A 20,700-nucleotide genomic window follows, 5' to 3' on the forward strand; every position below is an offset into this window, starting at 1 on the left:
CTGGTCAGCACCTCCGCCCCAGTTCTATCTCGCCACAGTTCTACTTCGGCACAGCAGGGTCACATCTTGTGGCCGGCCGAGCGGAGCTGCTGGCAGGCCTCGACGATGCGGGCGGCCATGCCGGCCTCCGCCGCCTTGCCCCACGCGCGCGGGTCGTAGGCCTTCTTGTTACCGACCTCGCCGTCGATCTTCAGGACGCCGTCGTAGTTCTTGAACATGTGCTCGACGACAGGGCGCGTGTACGCGTACTGCGTGTCGGTGTCGATGTTCATCTTGATGACGCCGTTGTCGACGGCCGCGGAGATCTCCTCCGCCGTCGAGCCCGAACCACCGTGGAACACGAGGTCGAACGGGTTCTCCTTGCCGATCTCCGCGCCGACGGCCTTCTGGATGTCGAGCAGGATCTCCGGGCGGAGCTTGACGGCACCCGGCTTGTACACGCCGTGCACGTTGCCGAAGGTGAGGGCCGTGAGGTAGCGGCCCTTCTCGCCCGAGCCGAGTGCCTTGACCGTGGCCAGGCCGTCCTCGACCGTCGTGTACAGCTTGTCGTTGATCTCGGCCATGTGGCCGTCCTCCTCGCCACCGACGACGCCGATCTCGATCTCGAGGATCGTGCGCGCCGCCTGCGACAGCTCGAGCAGCTCTGCCGCGATCACGAGGTTCTCCTCGATCGGCACGGTGGAACCGTCGAACATGTGCGACTGGAACGTCGGCAGGCCGCCGTTCTTGACCTGCTCCGCCTCGATCGCGAGCAGCGGCTTGACCCAGGAGTCGAGCTTGTCGGCCGTGCAGTGGTCCGTGTGGATGGCGATGTTGACGCCGTAGCCCTTGGCGACCTCGGTCGCGTAGGCCGCGAGCGCGAGCGAGCCTGAGACGCGGTCCTTCACCGTCGAGCCCGACGCGTACTCGCCGCCGCCCACGGAGACCTGGATGATGCCGTCGGACTCCGCCTCGGCAAAGCCCTGAAGTGCGGCAGTAATGGTCTGCGACGAGGTGATGTTGACGGCGGGGTAGGCGAACTTGCCGGCCTTCGCCCGGTCGATCATCTCGGCGTAGACCTCAGGGGTTGCGATGGGCATCTGCAGAACTCCAAACGACTGGTGAGATGGGCGGTCGCACGAGTCGTGTCCAAGGCCGCCCGGGGATGCACCTTCGATCTTGCCACGATCCACAGGCAGCCGTGTGCGGCCGTTCGCCAATCGAACGGCCAAAACACTGTGGTTTTCGCATGTCCGACGATGTCACCCGGCCTCGGGCGGCCTCGCCGGTCCCCCACGGGGTCACGCCAGGTGATGGTCCTCGGGGTTCCGGTCGCGGATCGGGGTGAAAACGGCGACGCCGACCACGGCCACGTATACGACCGCCACGGCGAGCAGCGGCCCGGACGCGCCGAAGCGGTCGGCCGCGGCGGTGAGCACGGCTGCGCCGAGGGGAGCCAGGCTGTAGTGGATGGTCCAGAACGCGGCGGTGACGCGTCCGAGCAGCGCATCGGGCGTGACCAGCTGCCGCAGCGACATCGAGCACACCGCCGCCAGCATCAGCCCGAACCAGAACGCGAAGACCGCGGCACCGATGACCAGCACGTCGCGGCTCAGCGCCAGCACCGCGGCAGCCCCTCCGCACAGGGTCATGGCTCCTAGCCAGCAGGCGCCGAACCCCAGCTTCCTGCGCAGCCGGGCGGACAGGATCGCCGCCACGCAGGTGCCCGCCCCGGCGGCAGCCATCACGTAGCCGACGACGTTCTCGCTCTGCCCCAGACCGTGACGCACCTGGTAGATGAGCACGTCGGTCAGGCCGAACGTGACGAAGGTGGTGATCGTCAGGAACACGGTGAGCACCCGGAGCGCCGGGTGCCGCCACAGGAACCGCGCGCCCGTGACGAAGCCCGTCCGGAGGTCGCGCCCGAGGCCCGACCTGCCCGCCGACGCCGCGTCGGGGGCCACCCGCGGCAGGCGGACGGCGAGGAGCCCGAGCGCCGAGATGCCGAACGTCGCCGCGTCGATGGCGATTGCAGCGGTGACCCCGAACGACGCCGCGACGAGCCCGGCGAGCGCCGGCCCGCCGATGCTGGCCAGCGAGGCCGTGGCCTGGAGCTTGCTGTTGGCCTCGGCCACCCGCTCCCGGCCGACGATGTTCGGCACGGCCGTGATGTAGGTGATCTGGAACAGCTGGCCGAACACGGACGCCACGCCCGCGACGACGAAGAGCAGCCATACCTGCGGCTCGATCGCCCAGCAGACCGGCACCGCCGCGAAGAGCAGCAGCCGCGCCACGTCGCAGGCGATCAGGAGCCGACGCCGGTCGAACCGGTCGACGATCGCCCCGCCGACCAGCCCCATCGAGAGCGATCCGGCCGCCATGACGCTGGTCAGCAGGCCCATCTGCACCAGCGACCCCGTGGCCTCCAGCATGAGCAGCGGGAACGCGATCACCGAGAACGAGTCGCCCAGCACCGAGAACGTCTGGGTGCCCCAGAAGAACACGAAGTTCCGGTCTCGCCCCAGGGGTCGAGGATTCACCCGACGATCTTGTCGGAGCGACCGACCGGAAGCAACGGCTCACCGACGGAACGCTGCCTGCTCGGCTCAGAGGCTAGGCAGGCCCGCTGCCGTGCTGCTCGATCCAGCTGTGCATGGCGATGGCAGCCGCCGCGCCCGCGTTGATCGACCGGGTCGATCCGTACTGCGTGATGTGCAGGACGACGTCGCACGCGGCCTGGGCCTCCGCCGTCAGGCCGGTCGACTCCTGGCCGAACAGCAGTACGCACTCCCGGGGGAGTGCGTACCCCTCGATCGGCACGGAGCCGGGCACGTTGTCGATCCCGATGATCGGGAGCGATCCCGCCGACGCCGCCCACTCGGCCAGCGTCACGGCGTCCGGGTGGTGCGTCACGTGCAGGTACCGGTCGGTGACCATCGCGCCGCGGCGGTTCCACCGGCGTCGGCCCACGATGTGCACGCCCGCCGCGTTGAACGCGTTGGCGGTGCGGACCACGGAGCCGATGTTGAGGTCGTGCGCCCAGTTCTCGATCGCCACGTGGAACGGGTGCCGCCGTGTGTCCAGGTCGGCGACTATCGCCTCCACGGACCAGTACCGGTACTGGTCCGCGACGTTCCGGCGGTCGCCGTCGGCCAGGAGCTCCGGGTCGTAGCGGGGGTCGTCAGGCAACGGGCCGTCCCAAGGGCCGACGCCGACCTGGTGCTCGGCCTCGGGCTCGGACCGGGCAGACGTACTGGTCATGCCCGTCATTGTGCCCCGGTAGGCTCGGCCCATGCTGACGACCGCGCTCCCGGAAGTCTTGTCCGGACTGGCCGCCGCCCCCCTCCACGCAGCTCCGGTGCCGCAGCTGCTGGGCATCGACTGGATGGATCCGAACTACCTCATCGAGCGGTTCGGGGACGCGGCGCTGGTGGGTATCGCGCTGGTCATCTTCGTCGAGACCGGCCTGCTGTTCCCGATCCTGCCCGGCGACTCGCTGCTGTTCACGGCCGGCGCGCTCGTGGCCCAGGGGACGCTGCAGATCAACGTCGGCGTGCTGTGCGTCATGCTGTTCGCCGCCGCGTTCCTTGGCGACCAGACCGGCTACCTGATCGGCCGCAAGGCCGGCCCCAAGATCTTCGACAAGCCGGACTCGAAGCTCTTCAAGCGGTCCTACATCGACCAGACCAACGCCTACTTCGACAAGTACGGCGGCCGCACGATCATCGTCGCGCGGTTCGTGCCGATCGTGCGCACCTACGCCCCGGTCGCGGCCGGCGTCGGCAAGATGGCGTACCGGCACTTCGCGACGTACAACGCGATCGGCGCGCTGCTCTGGGCCGTCGGCGTGACGCTGCTGGGCTACGTGCTCGGCAACTTCACGTTCGTCAAGGAGAACATCGAGGCGCTGCTCATCCTCATCGTGCTCATCTCGGTGATCCCGATGGTCGTCGAGATCTGGCGGGCGAGGCGCGGGGAGAAGGCGGCGCCGGTCGAGCCCGGCGCGACAGGACCGGCCGACGACGAGGCCCCGGTCGGCCCGCCGCGCCACTCGCGGCGCTGAGCTGGACGGCCGACGCCGGGGCGCACCGCGGCCACTAGGCTGGCGCCCATGATCGAGCGGACCACCGAAGCCTGGCTCACGGACATGGACGGCGTGCTGGTGCACGAGGGCACCGCCCTCCCCGGCGGCCCCGAGTTCATCAAGGCGTTGCGGGAGAAGGAGCTGCCCTTCCTCGTCCTGACGAACAACTCGATATTCACGCCGCGCGACCTGCGCGCTCGCCTCGCGTACAGCGGGATCGACGTGCCGGAGGAGAACCTCTGGACCTCGGCCCTGGCCACCGCCCAGTTCGTGGCGGACCAGATCCCGAACGGCAGCGCGTACGCGATCGGCGAGGCGGGTCTGACGACGGCGCTGCACCAGGCGGGCTACACGCTCACCGAGTCGGATCCGGACTACGTGGTGCTCGGCGAGACCCGCACGTACTCGTTCGAGGCGATCACCAAGGCCATCCGGCTGATCGTGGGCGGCGCCCGGTTCATCTGCACGAACCCGGACGTCACCGGCCCGTCGCAGGAGGGTCTGCTGCCCGCCGCGGGGTCCGTTGCCGCGATGATCGCGGCGGCGACCGGCCGGCAGCCCTACTACGTGGGCAAGCCCAACCCGGTGCTGTTCCGGTCCGCGCTCAACCTGATAGGGGCGCACTCGGAGTCGACGACGATGGTCGGCGACCGCATGGACACGGACATCCTGGGCGGCATGGAGGCCGGCCTGGAGACGTTCCTGGTGCTCACGGGGTCGACGTCGGCCGACGAGGTCGAGAAGTACCCGTTCCGGCCCAGCCACGTGGTGAACTCGATAGCGGACATCGTCGACCTGGTCTGAGCTGGACCGGCGCCCAGCGGCACCAGCCCGGGACCGAGACCCGACCGAGCCTGGGCACGGTCGGCTCAGGTCAGGCCCGGGATCCCGAAGCCGTCGATCCTGCCGCCCGTCTCGAACCGCGGGCCGCCCTTCTCCAGCGGCAGCACGATCCGCGCGACGTCGGCTATGCGCTTGGCCCGCTCGGTCAGGGTCGTCACGTCCGTGCGGCCCGGGCGCCACAGCAGCACCGACGGCCCCTCGATCCGGAGCCGGGAGCCGTGGAAGTCGGGGAGCATCACGATGTTCGCGAGGCGGGCGTCGAGGGCGCGTCGCGCGAACACCTCGTCGGAGGTCCGCACGAGCCACTGCCCGTCGAACGCGGGGTTGTCGATCTGGACGTCCTGCGCGCCGAAGAGCTTCTGCCACTTCTCGCGGAGGCCCTCGGGCGACAGGTCGACCACGGGCTCGCCCGGCAGCGCGTCGAGCGCCACCACGTGCGCCGAGCGGCGCAGGCCGGGACGGCGCGCGTTGGGGGAGCCCGAGCGCCAGGTGTAGGTGAACGAGACGATGTCGTAGCCGTCGACGCTCCCGCGCAGGACGTCGCGAGCCTCGTGGTCCAGGCCGACGCCGAAGGGCCGGCCGCTCCACCGCTGGGCGAGCGTCGAGTCGTTTCCGACGTACTCCCAGCCGTTGGCCTCAGCCCACTGGGCGGCGTCCTGCGAACGCCCGCGCTTCATCACCCGCGCTGCGGCAATTGTGAAGGTCACCACTCCGGCGACGAGCAGGACTAAAGCGACAAATGTCCCCATGAACCTAAAGATACCGTAGCGGTGGGCAAAAGTCTCCACAGGGAGTGATATCGAGATAGCCCAAGTACGGTATTGACAGGTTCAGGCGAGGCCGAGGTCCTGCAGGCCGAACAGGTAGTGGTACGGCACCCCGAGCGCCTCGATCTTCTCGCCCGCGCCGGTGGCCCGGTCGACGATGGTGGCCACACCCAGCACCTCGGCGCCGGCGGCCCGGGCCGCCTCGATCGCCGCGATCGGCGAGCCGCCCGTGGTGGTGGTGTCCTCGACGACGACCACGTTGCGGCCCGCGATGTCCGGCCCCTCGATCTGGCGCTGCATGCCGTGCGCCTTCGCCGCCTTGCGCACCACGAACGCGTCCAGGTCCTGGCCGCGCGAGGCCGCGGCGTGCAGCAGCGCGGCCGCAATCGGGTCGGCGCCAAGGGTGAGCCCACCGACGGCGTCGATCTCGGCGGTGCCGAGCCCGACCTCCTCCAGGTGGTCCAGGAGCACGTGCCCCACGAGCGGGGCCGCCCGGTGGTGCAGCGTGATGCGGCGCAGGTCGACGTAGTAGTCGGCCTCCTTGCCGGAGGACAGGGTCACCTTGCCGTGCACCACGGCGAGCTCCTTGATGAGCTCGGCCAGCTGCTCGCGCGGGGTCGGGGAGAAGTCAGCGTTCACGGTGCAAGGGTACGTGGCGCGCCGTCGTGGAATTCCGGACGCCGTCCCGGGTTGCCCCCCACCTCTGGGAGGGTTGTGCTGTGAGCATCATGGACAACGCGGTGTACGTGGACGGCAAGCGCACGGCGAATCCCGCCAGCCTCGAGGAGACCTGCGAGATCACTCGCGAGCGCCACGGCATCGCCTGGGTGGACCTGTCCTGGCCGACGCCCGCCGAGATCGAGGCAGTCGCCGAGGAGTTCTCCCTGCACCCGCTCGCCGTCGAGGACGCCATCCACGCGCACCAGCGGCCCAAGATCGAGCACTACGACGACGTGCTGTTCGTGGTGCTGCACCCGGCACGGAGCGTCGATGAGGACGGCGACGGGCACATCGACCGCGTCGAGTTCGGTGAGGTGCACGCGTGGGTGGGCCCGGACTTCGTGGTGACGATCCGACGGTCCGTCACGCCCGACCTGGCGGCGATGCGTGCCGGGCTGGAGCAAGACCCCGACCTGCTGCGCCTCGGGCCGATAGCGATCCTCGCGGCGCTTCTGGACCAGGTGGTCGACACCTACCGGCCGGTGGTCACGCGGCTGCGCCGCGACATCGACCAGGTCGAGGACCAGCTCTTCTCCCGCGACCCGGAGGTGTCCTTCCGGATCTACGAGGCGACGCGTGAGGTGATCGGGCTGCAGCGAGCCACCAGCCCGCTGGTCGACATCCTGCGGGAGCTGCTCGACGGCGAGAGCGAGACCGGCGAGAGCGAGACCGGCTCCGACGTCGCGCAGGACCACCGCTACGTGGAGCTCCATCGCAACCTGCGCAACGTTCTCGACCACGCCATCAAGCACGCGGAGACCTCGGACACGTTCCGGTCACTGCTGACAAACACCCTGAACGTGCACTCGACCCTCGTGACGCAGGAGCAGAACGAGGAGTCGCGCCGCCTGACGGAGATCAGCATGAACCAGGACGAGCAGGTGAAGAAGATCTCCGCCTGGGCGGCCATCCTCTTCGCGCCGTCGCTGATCGGCACCATCTACGGCATGAACTTCGAGCACATGCCCGAGCTGACCTGGACGTTCGGATACCCGCTGGCGCTCGCCACGATGGTCGGCCTCGGCGGGATCTTCTACTGGATCTTCAAGCGGGTCGGCTGGCTCTGACGGCTGCCCGCCGCGCCGCCCGGCCAGGCCCGGCCCGTCAGCGGTACTTGCCGACGGCGCGGACCGCCCAGCGCGGCGCGGCCCGCAGGAGGGCGGCGGCCAACTTGTAGCGCACCGACGGCGTGGACAGGACGACGCCGCGGCGCACGTCCGCGAGCGCCACCCTGACCACGTCCTCGGCGTCGAGCCAGCCCCAGTCCGGGATGGACGACTCGGGGATGCCTGCCCGGGCGTGGAACTCGGTGTGCGTGAACCCGGGGGACAGCAGCGTCGCGGTCACGCCGGTGCCCTTGAGCTCGACGGCCAGGGACTCGGTAAAGGTCCGCACGTACGCCTTGGCGGCGGCGTACGTGCCGCCGGCCGTGAGGGCCGCGATCGAGCCGACGTTGCAGATCGCGCCGCGGTCCCGTTCGAGCATCTGCCCGACGGCGGCGTGCGTCAGCTCCACGACCGCCGTCACCATGACGTCGATCCCGCGGCGCTCTGTGGTGATCCGGCCCTTCGCGAAGCTCGCGCCCGTGGCGAAGCCTGCGTTGTTGACGAGGAGTCCCACGGGCTGCAGGTCGCCGTCCTCGGGCCGGCCGCCGACGACGGCGAGGCGCTGCGCGACCCGCGCGACGTCGTCGGGCACCGAGAGGTCCGCCGGGAGCACCTCGACCGCCACCCCAGTGGCGGAGCGGAGCTCCTCGGCGACCTCGTCCAACCGTTCCTCGGTGCGCGCCACCAGGACCAGATCATGGTTGGACGCGGCGAGCTGACGCGCGAACTCCAGACCCAGACCGGCGGACGCGCCGGTGATCAGTGCGGTTCCCATGGCCGCACCCTATCGGCGCGCCCCCGCTGTCTCCGGGCCGCTGTCACCTGTCGTCGCCGACGCTCGCCGTCGCCGTCGCCGTCACACCCGTCGCCTGCTCCCGGCGGCGCAGCCAGATGCCCGCCACCACCAGCACAACGATCGCCGCGTACGCCGTGGCGGCGAACGGGCTGGTCACCAGGTAGGTCAGATCGCCCTGGCTGATCGCGAGAGAACGGCGCAGCCGGTCCTCCGCCATCGGGCCGAGGATCATGCCGATCACCATGGGCGCCACCGGGTAGCCGTACCGCCGCATGAAGAAGCCGATCAGCCCCACAACCAGGAGGAGCAGCACGTCCACCGGCGAGAAGTTCAGCGCGTACGAGCCGAGCGCGCCGAACATCAGGATCCCGGCGTACAGGTAGTGCCGCGGGATGCTCAGCACCCGCACCCACATGCCCACGAGCGGCAGATTGAGCACGAGCAGCATGAGGTTGCCGATGTACAGGCTCGCCACCAGCGCCCATACCAGCGCGGACTCGTTCCGCAGCAGCATCGGCCCCGGCTGGATGCCGTACGACTGGAACGCGACCACCATGATGGCCGCCGTCGCCGTCGTGGGCAGGCCGAGCGTCAGCAGGGGCACCAGGACCCCCGCCGCCGCGGCGTTGTTCGCCGCCTCCGGGCCTGCCACGCCCTCGATGGCGCCCTTGCCGAACTCCTTGCGGCGCGACCCGGAGAGCCGGCGCTCGGCGGCGTAGGAGAGGAACGTCGCGACGTCCGCCCCGCCCGCCGGGATGGTGCCCACGGGGAACCCGATCGCCGTTCCGCGCAGCCACGGCTTCCAGGAGCGGCGCCAGTCGTCGCGCTTCATCCAGGAGCGCCAGCCCTTCTCGACCGGAATCACCTCGATGGGCCCGTGCCGCATCCGCGACCCCACGTACAGAGCCTCGCCGACGGCGAACAGCCCGACGGCGACCACTACGACGTCAATTCCGTCTGCCAGGTTCGGCACGCCGAACGTGAAGCGCTGCTGGCCCGTGAGGGTATCCGTGCCGACCAGGCCGAGGAACAGCCCGAGCGACAGCGACGCGAGCCCGCGCGGGACCGAGGACCCCAGCAGGGCGCCCACGGTGATGAAGGCGACCACCATCAGGGCGAAGTAGTCGGGCTCACCGAGCTGGACGGCCCATCTCGCGACGACGGGCGCCACGAACGTGAGCGCGACCGTTGCGATGCTTCCCGCGACGAACGATCCGATGGCCGCCGTCGCCAGCGCGGCCGCGCCCCGCCCCGCACGGGCCATGCGGTTGCCTTCGAGCGCCGTCACGATGGACGCCGACTCGCCCGGTGTGTTGAGCAGGATCGACGTCGTCGACCCGCCGTACATGCCGCCGTAGTAGATGCCGGCGAAAACGATGATCGCCGCCGTCGGCTCCAGTGTGTAGGTGAGCGGCAGTAGCAGGGCGATGGTCATGGCCGGGCCGATGCCCGGCAGCACGCCGACCGCCGTCCCGATGAACACGCCGAACAGCGCGTACAACAGGTACATGGGGTGCAGCACGGTGGCGAACCCCTCGAGCAGTGCGGAGAAGTTATCCATGGAGGAACGGCACCCCTTCCAGGAGCGGGCCCGGTGGGAGCGACAGCTTGAGCAGCCCGCCGAAGATCACTTGGATGGTCAGGCCCAGCGCGAGCCCGACCAGGGCGGCCCGCCACCACGGACGGGCCCCCAGGACGACCGCGGCGCCCGCGAACAGGATCGCGGCGGCGAACGGCCAGCCGATGACGTTGATCGTGAACACGTGCACCACGAGGGTGCCCGCGAGCAACGCGACGGTCCGCCAGTCGGTCCGGACGGTGGGGTCGACGTCCTCCCCACCCTCCTCCTCCCCGGCCCGGCCGCTCAGGACCAGGACGACCAGCGCCACCCCGGCCGCGACGAGCATGCCGCCCACCAGGTAGGGAAAGGCGCGCGGGCCGAGAGTGTTGGTCGAGCCCGGAACGGTGATGCTCCCGGCGGCCAGCAGTACGTAGGCGCCGAGGGCCGTCGTCGCCACGGCCAGCACGAGCTCGCCCCACCGACGGCGCGGCGGCTCGACGTGCGCAGGGATCGGGGGCGGCGGGGGGCCTGCGTCCGCCGTCGGCTCGCCCGGTTGAGTGGGCGCCACGGGCGCCGCGCCGTCGGTGCTCACTTGACGAGCCCGATGTCCTGGAGCACCACCTGGATCTCGGCGATGTTGTCGGTGAGGTACGAGTCGAACTCGTCACCGGCGAGGAACGCGTCGTCCCAGCCCTTCTCCTCGAGCGTGGCCTGCCACGTCTCGGACTCGGCGAGCTCGGTGACGGCGGCGGTCAGCGCCTCCTTCTGGGCGTCGTCGATCGAGCCGGGGGCGACCACACCGCGCCAGTTGGTGAGGACCAGGTCGTACCCGGCCTCGGTGAGGGTGGGCGTGTCCGGGAGCGCGTCGACACGCTCCCCGCCGGAGACCGCGAGCGCCCGCAGATCGCCCGCCTCGACCTGCTCGGCGTACTCGCTGACGCCGGAGATGCCGGCGTCCACCTTGTTGCCGAGCAGGGCCGCCAGGGACTCGCCGCCGCCGGAGTAGGCGACGTAGTTGAGGCTGGTCGCGACGTCCTCAGCGGGCATGCCGGCGGCCTTGAGCAGCATGCCGGCGAGGATGTGGTCGGTTCCGCCGGCGGAACCGCCGGTGATGGTGACGTCCTTGCCGTTCTTCTCGACGTCGGCGATGAGGTCGTCGATGGTCTCGTACGGCGACTCCGCCGGGACCACGATGACCTCCTGCTCCTCGGTGAGGCGCGCGATCGGCGTCGTGTCCTCGATCCGGGCCTGGGACTGGTTGGTCTCGACGGCGCCGACCATGACCAGGCCCATCACCAGCAAGGTGTTGGGGTCGGTGGCGTTGGCGATGTTGGCCAGGCCGACCGTGCCGCCCGCGCCGTCGACGTTGGTGACCGTTGCGGAGCCGACAAGCTTCTCCGACTGCATGTCGGCCTGCATCGCGCGGCCGGTCGAGTCCCAGCCGCCGCCCGGCGCTGCGGGGACCACGATGCTGAGGTCGTCGATAGCGGTGTCGTCGCTACCGCCACCGCTCGGTTCCAGGCTGGAACAGCCCGCAAGGGCCAGTGCCAGGACGATTCCGACGGGGGCAGCCCCGGTCCGGATGATGCGCATGTCTCCTCCTTGAGCGGATGCGTGTACCCGGCCGGCTACGTCGCCAGCACTCGGGTTCACTTGCGGCGGGAGTCTAGGAAGCGACGCCTGCCGGGGTCCGGTTCTGGTCGCAACGAACGTTGTGGTCGTTTAGGTCGCGGCCCTCGGCTACCGCACTGGCCGCAACCCGGTGCACACTGGCGTCCGTGAGAAGAGCGATGACGCTCCGGGCGCAGCTACTGGTGCTGCAGGTCGTCATCGTGCTCGTGCTCGTGTGCACGACCGGGCTCGTAGCCTCCACCCTGCAGGAGCGCCAGCTTCGCGAGGCCTACGTCGACCGGATGACCGGGGTGGCGCAGTCGGTCGCGCGCCTGCCCGCCATCCACGACGCGTTCGACGACGAGGACCCCTCTGCCACGATCCAGCCGATCGCCGAGGTGATCCGCGAGGCGTCAGAGGTGACCTACGTGGTCGTCACCGACGAGAACGGCGTCCGCTACTCCCACCCCGACCCCGAGCAGATCGGCCAGCGCGTCTCGACCGACCCGTCCGTGCCGCTGTCCGGGCAGATCTGGACGGGCACGCAGACCGGCACGCTCGGCACGTCGTGGCGCGTCAAGGTCCCGGTCTACGGCGACGCGGCCGACGACGCCTCACCCGCCCCCGTCATCGGCACCGCCAGCGTCGGGATCCTCGAGTCCGAGCTGCGCGCCGACCTGACCGACGACCACAACTGGCTGCTCGGCGCGCTCGCGGCCGCCACGGTGATCGGCGTGCTGTGTGCGGCGTGGGTGACCCGCCTGGTCCGCCGCCGCATCTACCTGCTCGAGCCCGAGGACATCGCGACCCTGCTGGAGACCCGGGGCCTCACCGACGCACTGCGCTCCCAGTCGCACGAGTTCGCCAACACCGTGCACGTGATCTCGGGGCTGCTGGAGCTGGGCCGCACGGAGGAGGCCGTCGCGTTCATCGAGCGGTCCGGTTACGGCGGGCTGGTCACCGCCTCCGCCGTCGCGCCGGGCGTGCGGTCCCCCGAGCTCGCGGCGCTGCTCCTGGTGAAGGTGATCACGGCGCGCGAACGCGGCGCGACGCTCGACGTCGACGACGCGTCCGAGCTCGCCGCGCCGGCCACGCCGGACGCCTCGTCGCTGCACACGGACGCCCTCGTCGTGCTCGGGAACCTGATCGACAACGCGGTCGACGCGGTGGGCCAGGACGGCCGCGTCCGCGTCCTGCTGTGCTCGGACGGGACGCACCTGCGCCTGCAGGTGGACGACGACGGCCCCGGCATCCCCGACGCGTTGCACCACCAGGTGTTCAAGGCCGGGTTCTCGACCAAGGTGCCCGGCGACCGGGAGCACAGCCGGGGCATCGGCCTGGCACTCGTCCGGCGCGTCGTGGACCGGCGGGACGGCGAGGTGGCCATCGGGACCGGTGACCTCGGCGGCGCACGAGTGACCGTCGACTTGCCCGTACCCGCGTCGGCGGGTGGGCGCTCGCGGGCCGCCGCGGGTTCCCGGGTGGCCACCGGCGCCCCGGAGGTGACGGCATGACGGCGCAAGCCCGGACGCTCATCGTCGAGGACGATCCGGCCGTCGCCATGGTGCACCGCGGGTTCGTGGAGAGCCACCCCCGGTTCGTAGTGGTGGGCGAGGCGCGCAACGGCGCCGACGCGCTGCGCCTCGCGTCCGCGCTGCGGCCCGACCTGGTGCTGCTGGACCTGCACCTGCCGGACATCGGCGGGCTCGACGTGCTCCAGCGCCTGCGCCTGCTGCCCGGCCCGCCCATCGACGTCGTCGCGACCACCGCCGCTCGGGAGCTCGACAGCGTGCGGCAGGCCATGGCCGGGGGCGTGCTCGCCTACCTGGTCAAGCCGTTCACGTCTGCCGCGCTGCGCGAGCGGCTCGACGAGGTGTGGCAGCGGCGCGAGGACGTGCGCCGGGCCCAGGCCACGCTCGACCAGGACGAGGTGGACCAGCTCCTCGCCGGGCCCCGCTCCGCCACCGAACGGCTGCCCAAGGGGCTCTCGGGCCGGAGCCGTGAGCTGGTCCGCGAGGCACTGGCCGGTTTGTGCGGTGTGGCGGGGAGGGACGCGTCAGCGGCCGAGGTCGCCGAGGCGGTCGGGATGTCGCGGGTGAGCGCCCGCCGGTACCTGGAGCAGCTGGTCGCGGAGGGGTACGCCCAGGTCACGCCCCGGTACGGGGCGACGGGCCGGCCCGAGAACCGCTACCGGCCGGCGTGACCAGTACTGGTCCACGGAAGCCGGACCCGGGCCAGGTCCGCTTCGAGAACGCGATCAGGCATGGTTCCCGCCCTTGAACCGTGCCTGATCGCGTTCTCGAAGCGGACTTTGGCGCCGGCGCGCGGGTCGCTCAGACCGGAGCGGTCAGCGGGTCGGCGTCGGGCTGGACCGGGCCGGACGCCGTGTCGTACGCGAACCCCTCGCGCACCCAGTACTCGAAGCCGCCGATCATCTCCTTGACCTGGTAGCCGAGCCTGGCGAACTCGAGCGCCGCCTTCGTCGCCCCGTTGCAGGCCGGGCCCCAGCAGTACACGACGACGGGCAGCTCCGGGTCGACGGTCTGCTCCGCGCGCAGGCGCACCTTGCCGGTGGGCAGGTGGATCGCTCCGGGGACGTGGCCCTGGTCCCACGACTCGGGGGACCGGACGTCGACGAGGGTGAACGGGGTGTTCGCGGCGAGGGCGGCGTGGACGTCGCTGACGTCGGTCTCGAAGGCGAGCCGCGCGGTGAAGTGCGCGACGGCGGCGGAGACATCGGAAGAGATGGTCATGACCCGAGTCTGCGGACGCCGGAACACCGAGGACAAGACCCCGGACGCACACCATTTCTGAAGCGTGCGTAAGGCCCGCTACTCCGAACGCCAGGTGCCGCGCCAGTCGTAGAGCGGAGCGGTCGTCTGATACTCGCGAAGAGTGAGGATGAGCCCACCCCTGGTGCGGACGACGGTGGCGCCGTCGAACGTGCTCCGCACGCCCGCCCACGTGCACTCGAACGTCCACTCGGCGACCTCGCGGTCGGCGGTGACCATGTGGTCGGTGACGTCCCAACGGTGCACGACGCCGCCCGCGCCGAACCATTCCTGACCCCACCGACGCACCCAGTCCCGCCCGCGATAGACCGGTCCGTAGCACTCGGTGATGATGCAGTCCTCGGCGACCGTGCCGGCAATTCGCTCCACGTCTCCGGCTACCCAGGCGTCGATGTAGTCGCTCAGCGCAGTCATGGAGCCGACCCTAGTAGGGGAGCGCCTACACGACCTCGCGCAGGAAGCGCACGACCCTTCGGGCCCGGAACATCAGCGCGTATCCGATGGCGATCACGTGACCCACCACGCGCATCGTCTCGTTCACGGCGCCCTCGAGCAGCGTGTCCTCGTCGTCGACCACGCCGTCCCTCGCTGACCGCAGGCTGAGGATCCGGGCACGGTCCTCCGGTCCCAGCTCCTCCAGGAGCTTCGGCACCGTCGACAACGACTGCGCGAAGGGCGCGTTGCGCAGGAGCACCGGCTTGATGATGTCTTCGGGTTCGAGGAACTTCCCGGCGATGATCACGACGGCGATGATCGACCGGCGCCGGGCGTACTCCGCGAGCACCGCACCCGCGCCGGCGGAGGCGCCCATCAGCGCTACCCGCTCGCCCCGCTGCTCGAACCGTTCGACCAGGGCGTCGAGCCGGTCGAGCCGTTCCTGGAACGACGCGTCCGACGACCAGCGGACGCGAAACATCGTGGTGCGTATCCCGAGCGCGCGCCATGTGCGCAGCGCCTCGCGCTGGAGGTGCACCAGGGGCGGCAGCCGGTCGCCGAGCCCGGGCACGAAGATCAGGCGGATCGGCGCCGCCTGGCCACGCACCGCCCGGATAGGCACCGCTCCGGTAGGCACCGCCCGGGTAGGCGAGGCGCCGCCGTCGGGCGCATCGAGGTCGCTGTCGCCGCTGGTCGTGTGCTCGCTCATGTCGCGCAGGAGGCTACACGCCACGAACGTGTCGGACCCACAGGCCACCCGGCTGACCTGCGGGGTCCGACACGTCGGCGGGTTCCTGACAGGTCAGCGCACGAGCAGCGGGGTCGCCTCGCGCAGGCGGCGCGTGTAGTCGTGCTGCGGATCGTCGTAGACCTGGTCAGTAGGTCCCTGCTCGACGACGAGGCCGTCGCGCATCACCGCCACGTGGTCGCAGACGTGCCGCACCACGCCGAGGTCGTGCGACACCAGTAGCAGGGTCAGGGCGTGCTCGTCCGCCAGCCGCGCGAGCAGGTCCAGCACCTGTCGCCGGACGGAGACGTCGAGCGCGCTGACCGGCTCGTCCGCCACGAGGATGCGCGGCCGGCACACCAGGGCCCGCGCGATGGCGATGCGCTGCCGCTGCCCGCCCGAGAACTGGTGCGGATACCGGTCGGCCGCGTCGAGCGGCAGGCCGACGGCGTCCAGCATCTCGCGCACCGCGTCGCGCCGCGCGGACGCTGCGGGGCCCCCGCGAAGACCCGCAGCGAAGCGAGGACGCTTCGTGGGGTATGCCGGAAGAGGCCCGCCGTCCCGGACGTTCGCCGGGTTCAGGAGCGGCTCCGCCACGATGTCGCCGACGGTCATGCGGGGGTCGAGCGACCCGTACGGGTCCTGGAACACGACCTGCAGGACGGCGCGCAGCTCGCCCAGGTCCCGCGGCGGCGTCGGCCCGGTCAGGTCGACGCCGGCGCTCGTGACCCGGCCCGACGTCGCACGGTCCAGCCCCGCCACGATCCGGAGCAGCGTCGACTTGCCCGACCCGGACTCCCCCACGATCCCGAACCGCTGCCCCTCGCGAACATTCAGGGAGACGCCGCGCAGCGCGTGCACCGTCTGGCCCCGGCCCGTGTATGTGCGGGTCACGTCCTCGACCCGGATCAGGGCCTGGTCGACCCGGTCGGCTCGAAGGTTGACCATGCGGTTGCTGCTTGATCCTTCCGCGGATCCGGGAGCAACCGCATGGTCGACCGTCGCCGGCGTCGCCCGGGGCTCGAGGGTGGACGCAGCCAGCAGCTGCCGCGTGTAGTCGTGGCGGGGGTGTGCGAAGACCTCGGCGACCGGGCCTTCCTCGACGACTACACCGTCGAGCAGCACCACCACCCGCTCGCACACCTGGGACACCACGGCCAGGTCGTGCGTGATGAACAGCAGGCCGGCTCCCCGGTCGCGGACCAGCCGCACCATCAGGTCCAGCACCTGGCGCTGCACGGTGACGTCGAGGGCCGTGGTCGGCTCGTCCGCGACCAGCACCGCCGGATCGTTGGCCAGTGCCATCGCCAGCACCACCCGCTGCCGCTGGCCGCCGGACAGCTCGTGCGGGTAGCGCCGGGCGGCGCCCGCGGGCAGGCCGACCTCGGCCAACAGCTCCGCCGCCCGCCGGGTGGCCGTGCGACGCACGGCCCCGTGCACCGTCATCGTCTCCGCTACCTGACGGCCCACGCGCATCAGCGGGTTCAGCGCGGTCATCGGTTCCTGGAACACCATCGAGATCTCCCGGCCGCGCAGCCGCGCCAGGGCGCCCTCGCCCCGGTCCAGAAGGTTCCCCGGAACCCCGGCGAGGCCGACGTGCCCGGTGGCCGCGACGCCGTCGGGCAGCAGGCCGAGCGCCGCGAGGGCCGTCATGGTCTTGCCCGAGCCGGACTCGCCGATCAGGCCGACACGCTCGCCCGCGCCGACACGGATGGTGACGTCGGACAGGAGCGTGCGGCCGCCGCCGGTGCGGACGGTGAGGTCCCGCAGGTCGAGGGCCGGGGGCGGTTCCTGAGCCTGTCGAGGGGCGACCGGCTCGACCAGAGAGGCGGGCGGGGTCTCGACAGGCTCGGCTTTCGGTCTGGGCTCGGCCGGCGGACTGACGGCGGAGAGCCTCGGGTCGAGCACGTCGCGCAGGCCGTCGCCCAGGAGGTTGAGGCCCAGGACCGCCGTCGCGATCGCGATGCCGGGGACTATCGCAAGGTGGTCGGCGACGCCGAGGAACTGCTGCGACTCCTGCAGCATGCGGCCCCACGACGGCGTCGGCGGGGGTGTGCCCAGGCCGAGGAACGACAGCCCCGCCTCGGCGAGCACGGCGATCGCGAAGTTGACGGAGCACTGCACCAGCACCGTGCCGGCGATGTTGGGCAGCACGTGCCGCGCAGCTATCGCGAGCTCGCCGCGGTTCGCCGCGCGCGCGGCGAGCACGTAGTCGGACCGCATCACCTGCAGCGTCCCGCTCCGGGCCACGCGCGCGAAGGCCGGGATCGAGCCGATGCCGAGCGCGACCATCGCCGTCACCGTGCCTGCGCCGTATACGGCGCCCAGCACTATCGCGAGGAGCAGGCCCGGGAACGCGAGCAGGATGTCGCTGCCCCGCATCAGGAGCGCGCCCAGCCGCCCGCCGCGCATGCCCGCGAGCACGCCGAGCGGCACGCCCGCCACCACGGCGATGCCGACCGCAACCAGCCCCACCAGGAGCGTGATCTGCGCACCGGCCATGACCTGCGAGAACACATCGCGGCCGAACCGGTCGGTGCCGAACCAGTGCTCGGCGCCCGGCGGCAGGAGGCGCTCGGCACCTGCGTGCTCCGGGTCGTACGGGGTCCAGATCAGCGACACGAGAGCCGTGACCACGACCAGCCCCACGAGCACCGCGCCGATGACGAGCTGCGGGTGCACGCCGGGGCGGCGGCCGGCGGTGCCCGCTCCGAGGTCGGGCAGTGGCTGCCCGACGACGGCGACCGTGGCCGGGTCGGTCATGACGCCCTCCTCAGCCGCGGGTCGAGCACGGTGTAGGCGAGGTCGACCAGGAAGTTCAGCAGCACGACCAGCACGACGAGTACCGCCACTATCGACTGCACGGCGAGCAGGTCGCGGTTGCCCACCGAGTCCAGCAGGAGGCTGCCGAGGCCCGGCACCGCGAAGACCCGCTCGATCACGACGGCGCCGATCAGCATCGACGCGATCTGCACCCCCACCACGGTCACGATCGGCACGCCGGCGTTCCGCAGCCCGTGCCGCATCAGGGCGCCGGTAAAGGTGAGCCCCTTGGCGCGGGCGGTGCGCAGAAAGTCCTCGCGCATGATCTCCAGCACGGCACTGCGCACGTACCGCGTGATGATCGCGGCCTGTACCGAACCGAGCGCGACCGCCGGCAGCAGCACGTGCCGCCAGAACTCCCCGAACCCGTCCACGGGCGCGGTCCAGCCGCCAGACGGCAGCCAGCCCAGCCGCACCGCGAACAGCGCCACGAGCAGCACGCCCACCAGGAAGTTCGGCACCGCCACGCCCACCTGGCTCACAGCGGACAGCGTCACGCCGCCTGCGTTCCGGTGCCAGACGGCGGCCAGCGTGCCCACCGGCACCGCCACCACCAGGGCGATCAGCATGCCGAGCAGCACCAGGATGCCCGTCACCTGCACCCGGTCGGCGACCAGCGGCGTGAGCTCCTGCGACGTCACGTAGCTCGTCCCTAGGTCTCCCGTGAGCAGCCCGCCGACCCACTCCAGGTACTGGGCGAGGAGCGGCCCGTCCGTGCCGTGCTCAGCGCGCCAGGCCGCGAGCGCCCCGGGGGTGGCCTCGATCCCGAGGGCGACGACCGCGGGGTCGCCGGGCAGCACCCGCAGCAGCACGAAGATCGCCGCCGTCGCTACGAGGAGCGTGGCGGCGAGCTGCGCGACGTGCGAGGCGAGGTGTCTGGCCACGTATGGTTGTCCGGCGTCGGGCCGGGTCAGCTGGCGGACCAGGTCAGGCCGGTGAGGTCCATCGACTCCGTGGTGGCGTTCGTGGCGATGCCGTTCAGGCCGGCGTCGGCCACCACCGTGTTGGGGAAGAGGAACAGCGGAGCGCTCGCCGCGTCGTCGACGATCATCCGGGCGACCTCCTGCATGCCCGCGACGTACTGGTCCGGGCTGCCCTGGTCGGCCTCCTCGGCGACCTCGCTGACGCGCGGGTTGTCGTAGCCGATGTAGTAGTCGGGGTCGCCGAAGATCGTCAGCATGTCCCGGGCCTCGGTGTGGAGGATCACGGACATCTGGTAGTCGTGCTTGGTGAACACCTTGTCGAGCCAGACGGCGGGAAACTCCGCCGGGACGATCCTCGCGTCGATCCCGACGTCCTCGAGCTGCGACACCACCACCTGGGCGACGGCCTCCGCGTAGGGGCGGGTCGGGACGTCGAACGTGATGCCCAGGTCTTCGGCGCCGGCCTCGCCCAGCAGCTCCCGTGCCCTGTCCGGGTCGTACGGGTACGCGTCCGTCAGGTCCTGGTAGTACGGGTCGGTGGGCGGCACCATCGAGCCGATGAGCTGCCCGTGCCCGGCCCACGCCGTGCTGAGGACTGCCTCCCGGTCGATCGCGTGCATGACCGCCTGGCGCACCCTGAGGTCGTCGAAGGGCGGTTCGGCGTTGTTCAGCGCGAGCAGCACCTCGCCCGTGGAGGTGCCGTCGACGACCTGCAGGTCCTCGTCCTGTTCGAGGCCCGACAGCAGGTCCGGGGCCTGCATGTTGTACGCCATGTCGATGTCGCCGGCGCGTACCGCGTTGGCCTGCGCGTTTGCGTCGGCGAAGTAGCGGACGGTGACCTCGGAGATCGCGGGCACCTTGCCCCAGTAGTCGTCGCGGGCTGCCAGCGTGACGTGCTCGCCGGTGGCGACCTCCTCGACCGTGTAGGGGCCGGTGCCGACCGCCTCGGTCGCGAGGTCGGCGGACAGGTCGTCGGGGAACATGGCGCCGACGGACGTGCCCATGTCGAACAGCCACGAGTTGCTCGGGTGCTTCAGGGTGACGGCGACCTCGGTGTCGCTGATCGCCTCGGCCTTCGCCACCACGTCCATCTTGGACTTCAGGCTCAGCGTCCAGTCGTCCTGCACCCGGCCGATCGACGCTACGACGTCGTCCGCGGTGAAGAGTGAGCCGTCGGAGAACGTCACACCGTCGTGCAGCGTGAACGTGTAGACCGTGCGGTCCCCGTTGATCTCCCACGACTCGGCGAGCTGCGGCTGCACCTCGCCCGCCTGGTCGATGGTCACGAGGCCCTCGTACACGTTGTTCATCAGCAGCTGGGGGATCGCAGAGCCCGACGTCCTCGTGAAGTCGAGGTTGGTCGGCTCCCCGGTCAGCCCGACGACGACGTCCGTGCGCGCCTCGCCGGTGCCCCCGCCGGAGCTTCCGGCGGAGCACGCCCCGAGCGCCGCGGTGGTGAGGGCGACTGCCGCGCCGACAGCGATGCGCCTGGTGAGGATCTGCACGAGGCCAGGGTAGTCGGGGTGAACATAG

The 20,700-nt window shown here is 71.1% G+C and carries 20 protein-coding genes; 5 read left to right on the top strand and 15 right to left on the bottom strand.

Annotated elements, in window-relative coordinates; genetic code table 11:
* Nucleotides 1-59 precede the first annotated feature (59 nt).
* The 3 genes from fbaA to IE250_RS07665 form a co-directional block, all read right to left on the bottom strand.
* Complete coding sequence (gene fbaA / locus IE250_RS07655; protein WP_268247801.1) at nt 60-1,085, bottom strand: class II fructose-bisphosphate aldolase; 1,026 nt, start codon at nt 1,083-1,085, stop codon at nt 60-62.
* 195 nt (nt 1,086-1,280) lie between these two features.
* The gene (locus tag IE250_RS07660; protein WP_189668682.1) at nt 1,281-2,519 is read right to left on the bottom strand and encodes an MFS transporter; all 1,239 of its coding nucleotides are present in this window, start codon (nt 2,517-2,519) and stop codon (nt 1,281-1,283) included.
* Nucleotides 2,520-2,592: 73 nt separating this feature from the next.
* Nucleotides 2,593-3,240, bottom strand: a complete 648-nt coding sequence (locus tag IE250_RS07665; RefSeq protein ID WP_229872245.1) for a TrmH family RNA methyltransferase — start codon at nt 3,238-3,240, stop codon at nt 2,593-2,595.
* 31 nt (nt 3,241-3,271) lie between these two features.
* Here IE250_RS07665 and IE250_RS07670 point away from each other — a divergent pair, with 31 nt between their 5' ends.
* Together IE250_RS07670 and IE250_RS07675 are read left to right on the top strand one after the other, a co-directional pair.
* On the top strand, nt 3,272-4,042 hold the full coding sequence (locus IE250_RS07670; RefSeq protein WP_229872246.1) for a VTT domain-containing protein: 771 nt from the start codon (nt 3,272-3,274) through the stop codon (nt 4,040-4,042).
* A 48-nt stretch (nt 4,043-4,090) separates the two neighbouring features.
* The gene (locus IE250_RS07675; protein ID WP_189668684.1) at nt 4,091-4,867 is read left to right on the top strand and encodes an HAD-IIA family hydrolase; all 777 of its coding nucleotides are present in this window, start codon (nt 4,091-4,093) and stop codon (nt 4,865-4,867) included.
* 65 nt (nt 4,868-4,932) lie between these two features.
* Here the strand turns inward: IE250_RS07675 and IE250_RS07680 are convergent, their stop codons facing one another.
* Both IE250_RS07680 and pyrE read right to left on the bottom strand, forming a co-directional pair.
* Complete coding sequence (locus IE250_RS07680; RefSeq protein ID WP_189668685.1) at nt 4,933-5,655, bottom strand: type III secretion system chaperone family protein; 723 nt, start codon at nt 5,653-5,655, stop codon at nt 4,933-4,935.
* A gap of 81 nt (nt 5,656-5,736) precedes the next feature.
* A complete protein-coding gene (pyrE, locus tag IE250_RS07685) occupies nt 5,737-6,312 on the bottom strand; it encodes an orotate phosphoribosyltransferase (RefSeq protein WP_189668686.1) in 576 nt (191 codons plus the stop codon).
* Nucleotides 6,313-6,392: 80 nt separating this feature from the next.
* Here pyrE and IE250_RS07690 point away from each other — a divergent pair, with 80 nt between their 5' ends.
* Complete coding sequence (locus tag IE250_RS07690; protein WP_189668687.1) at nt 6,393-7,460, top strand: magnesium and cobalt transport protein CorA; 1,068 nt, start codon at nt 6,393-6,395, stop codon at nt 7,458-7,460.
* 37 nt (nt 7,461-7,497) lie between these two features.
* On the opposite strand, the gene IE250_RS07695 is transcribed toward IE250_RS07690, so the two are convergent.
* The 4 genes from IE250_RS07695 to IE250_RS07710 are packed head-to-tail and all read right to left on the bottom strand — an operon-like array spanning nt 7,498 to nt 11,449.
* On the bottom strand, nt 7,498-8,274 hold the full coding sequence (locus IE250_RS07695; protein WP_189668688.1) for an SDR family NAD(P)-dependent oxidoreductase: 777 nt from the start codon (nt 8,272-8,274) through the stop codon (nt 7,498-7,500).
* A gap of 43 nt (nt 8,275-8,317) precedes the next feature.
* Complete coding sequence (locus IE250_RS07700; protein WP_189668689.1) at nt 8,318-9,856, bottom strand: tripartite tricarboxylate transporter permease; 1,539 nt, start codon at nt 9,854-9,856, stop codon at nt 8,318-8,320.
* Nucleotides 9,849-10,448 carry a tripartite tricarboxylate transporter TctB family protein gene (locus tag IE250_RS07705; protein WP_189668690.1) on the bottom strand — a complete coding sequence of 200 codons (600 nt, stop codon included), beginning with the start codon at nt 10,446-10,448 and terminating at the stop codon, nt 9,849-9,851. The genes IE250_RS07700 and IE250_RS07705 overlap by 8 nt, the downstream gene beginning before the upstream one ends.
* Nucleotides 10,445-11,449, bottom strand: coding sequence for a Bug family tripartite tricarboxylate transporter substrate binding protein (locus IE250_RS07710; protein ID WP_189668691.1), 1,005 nt, complete (start codon nt 11,447-11,449; stop codon nt 10,445-10,447). The genes IE250_RS07705 and IE250_RS07710 overlap by 4 nt, the downstream gene beginning before the upstream one ends.
* A gap of 185 nt (nt 11,450-11,634) precedes the next feature.
* On the opposite strand from IE250_RS07710, the gene IE250_RS07715 reads away from it, so the two are divergent.
* Together IE250_RS07715 and IE250_RS07720 are read left to right on the top strand one after the other, a co-directional pair.
* On the top strand, nt 11,635-12,981 hold the full coding sequence (locus tag IE250_RS07715; RefSeq protein WP_229872247.1) for a sensor histidine kinase: 1,347 nt from the start codon (nt 11,635-11,637) through the stop codon (nt 12,979-12,981).
* Nucleotides 12,978-13,670 carry a response regulator gene (locus IE250_RS07720; protein ID WP_189668692.1) on the top strand — a complete coding sequence of 231 codons (693 nt, stop codon included), beginning with the start codon at nt 12,978-12,980 and terminating at the stop codon, nt 13,668-13,670. The genes IE250_RS07715 and IE250_RS07720 overlap by 4 nt, the downstream gene beginning before the upstream one ends.
* 130 nt (nt 13,671-13,800) lie before the next feature.
* On the opposite strand, the gene IE250_RS07725 is transcribed toward IE250_RS07720, so the two are convergent.
* The 6 genes from IE250_RS07725 to IE250_RS07755 form a co-directional block, all read right to left on the bottom strand.
* Nucleotides 13,801-14,220 (bottom strand): rhodanese-like domain-containing protein, encoded by a 420-nt coding sequence (locus IE250_RS07725; RefSeq protein WP_189668693.1) that lies wholly within the window; start codon nt 14,218-14,220, stop codon nt 13,801-13,803.
* A gap of 78 nt (nt 14,221-14,298) precedes the next feature.
* Nucleotides 14,299-14,673, bottom strand: a complete 375-nt coding sequence (locus IE250_RS07730; protein WP_189668694.1) for a nuclear transport factor 2 family protein — start codon at nt 14,671-14,673, stop codon at nt 14,299-14,301.
* A 25-nt stretch (nt 14,674-14,698) separates the two neighbouring features.
* Nucleotides 14,699-15,403 (bottom strand): alpha/beta fold hydrolase, encoded by a 705-nt coding sequence (locus IE250_RS07735; RefSeq protein ID WP_189668695.1) that lies wholly within the window; start codon nt 15,401-15,403, stop codon nt 14,699-14,701.
* A 93-nt stretch (nt 15,404-15,496) separates the two neighbouring features.
* Nucleotides 15,497-18,184: an ABC transporter ATP-binding protein/permease gene (locus IE250_RS24935; RefSeq protein ID WP_308434117.1), complete on the bottom strand. Its 2,688-nt coding sequence runs from the start codon at nt 18,182-18,184 to the stop codon at nt 15,497-15,499.
* A complete protein-coding gene (locus IE250_RS07750) occupies nt 18,181-19,128 on the bottom strand; it encodes an ABC transporter permease (protein WP_189668696.1) in 948 nt (315 codons plus the stop codon). Before IE250_RS07750 ends, IE250_RS24935 begins: the two co-directional genes overlap by 4 nt.
* A 26-nt stretch (nt 19,129-19,154) precedes the next feature.
* Nucleotides 19,155-20,672: an ABC transporter substrate-binding protein gene (locus tag IE250_RS07755; protein ID WP_229872248.1), complete on the bottom strand. Its 1,518-nt coding sequence runs from the start codon at nt 20,670-20,672 to the stop codon at nt 19,155-19,157.
* Nucleotides 20,673-20,700: the final 28 nt, after the last annotated feature.

Origin of the sequence: Promicromonospora soli (assembly GCF_014653785.1) — a bacterium.
Classification (GTDB): Bacteria; Actinomycetota; Actinomycetes; order Actinomycetales; family Cellulomonadaceae; genus Promicromonospora; species Promicromonospora soli.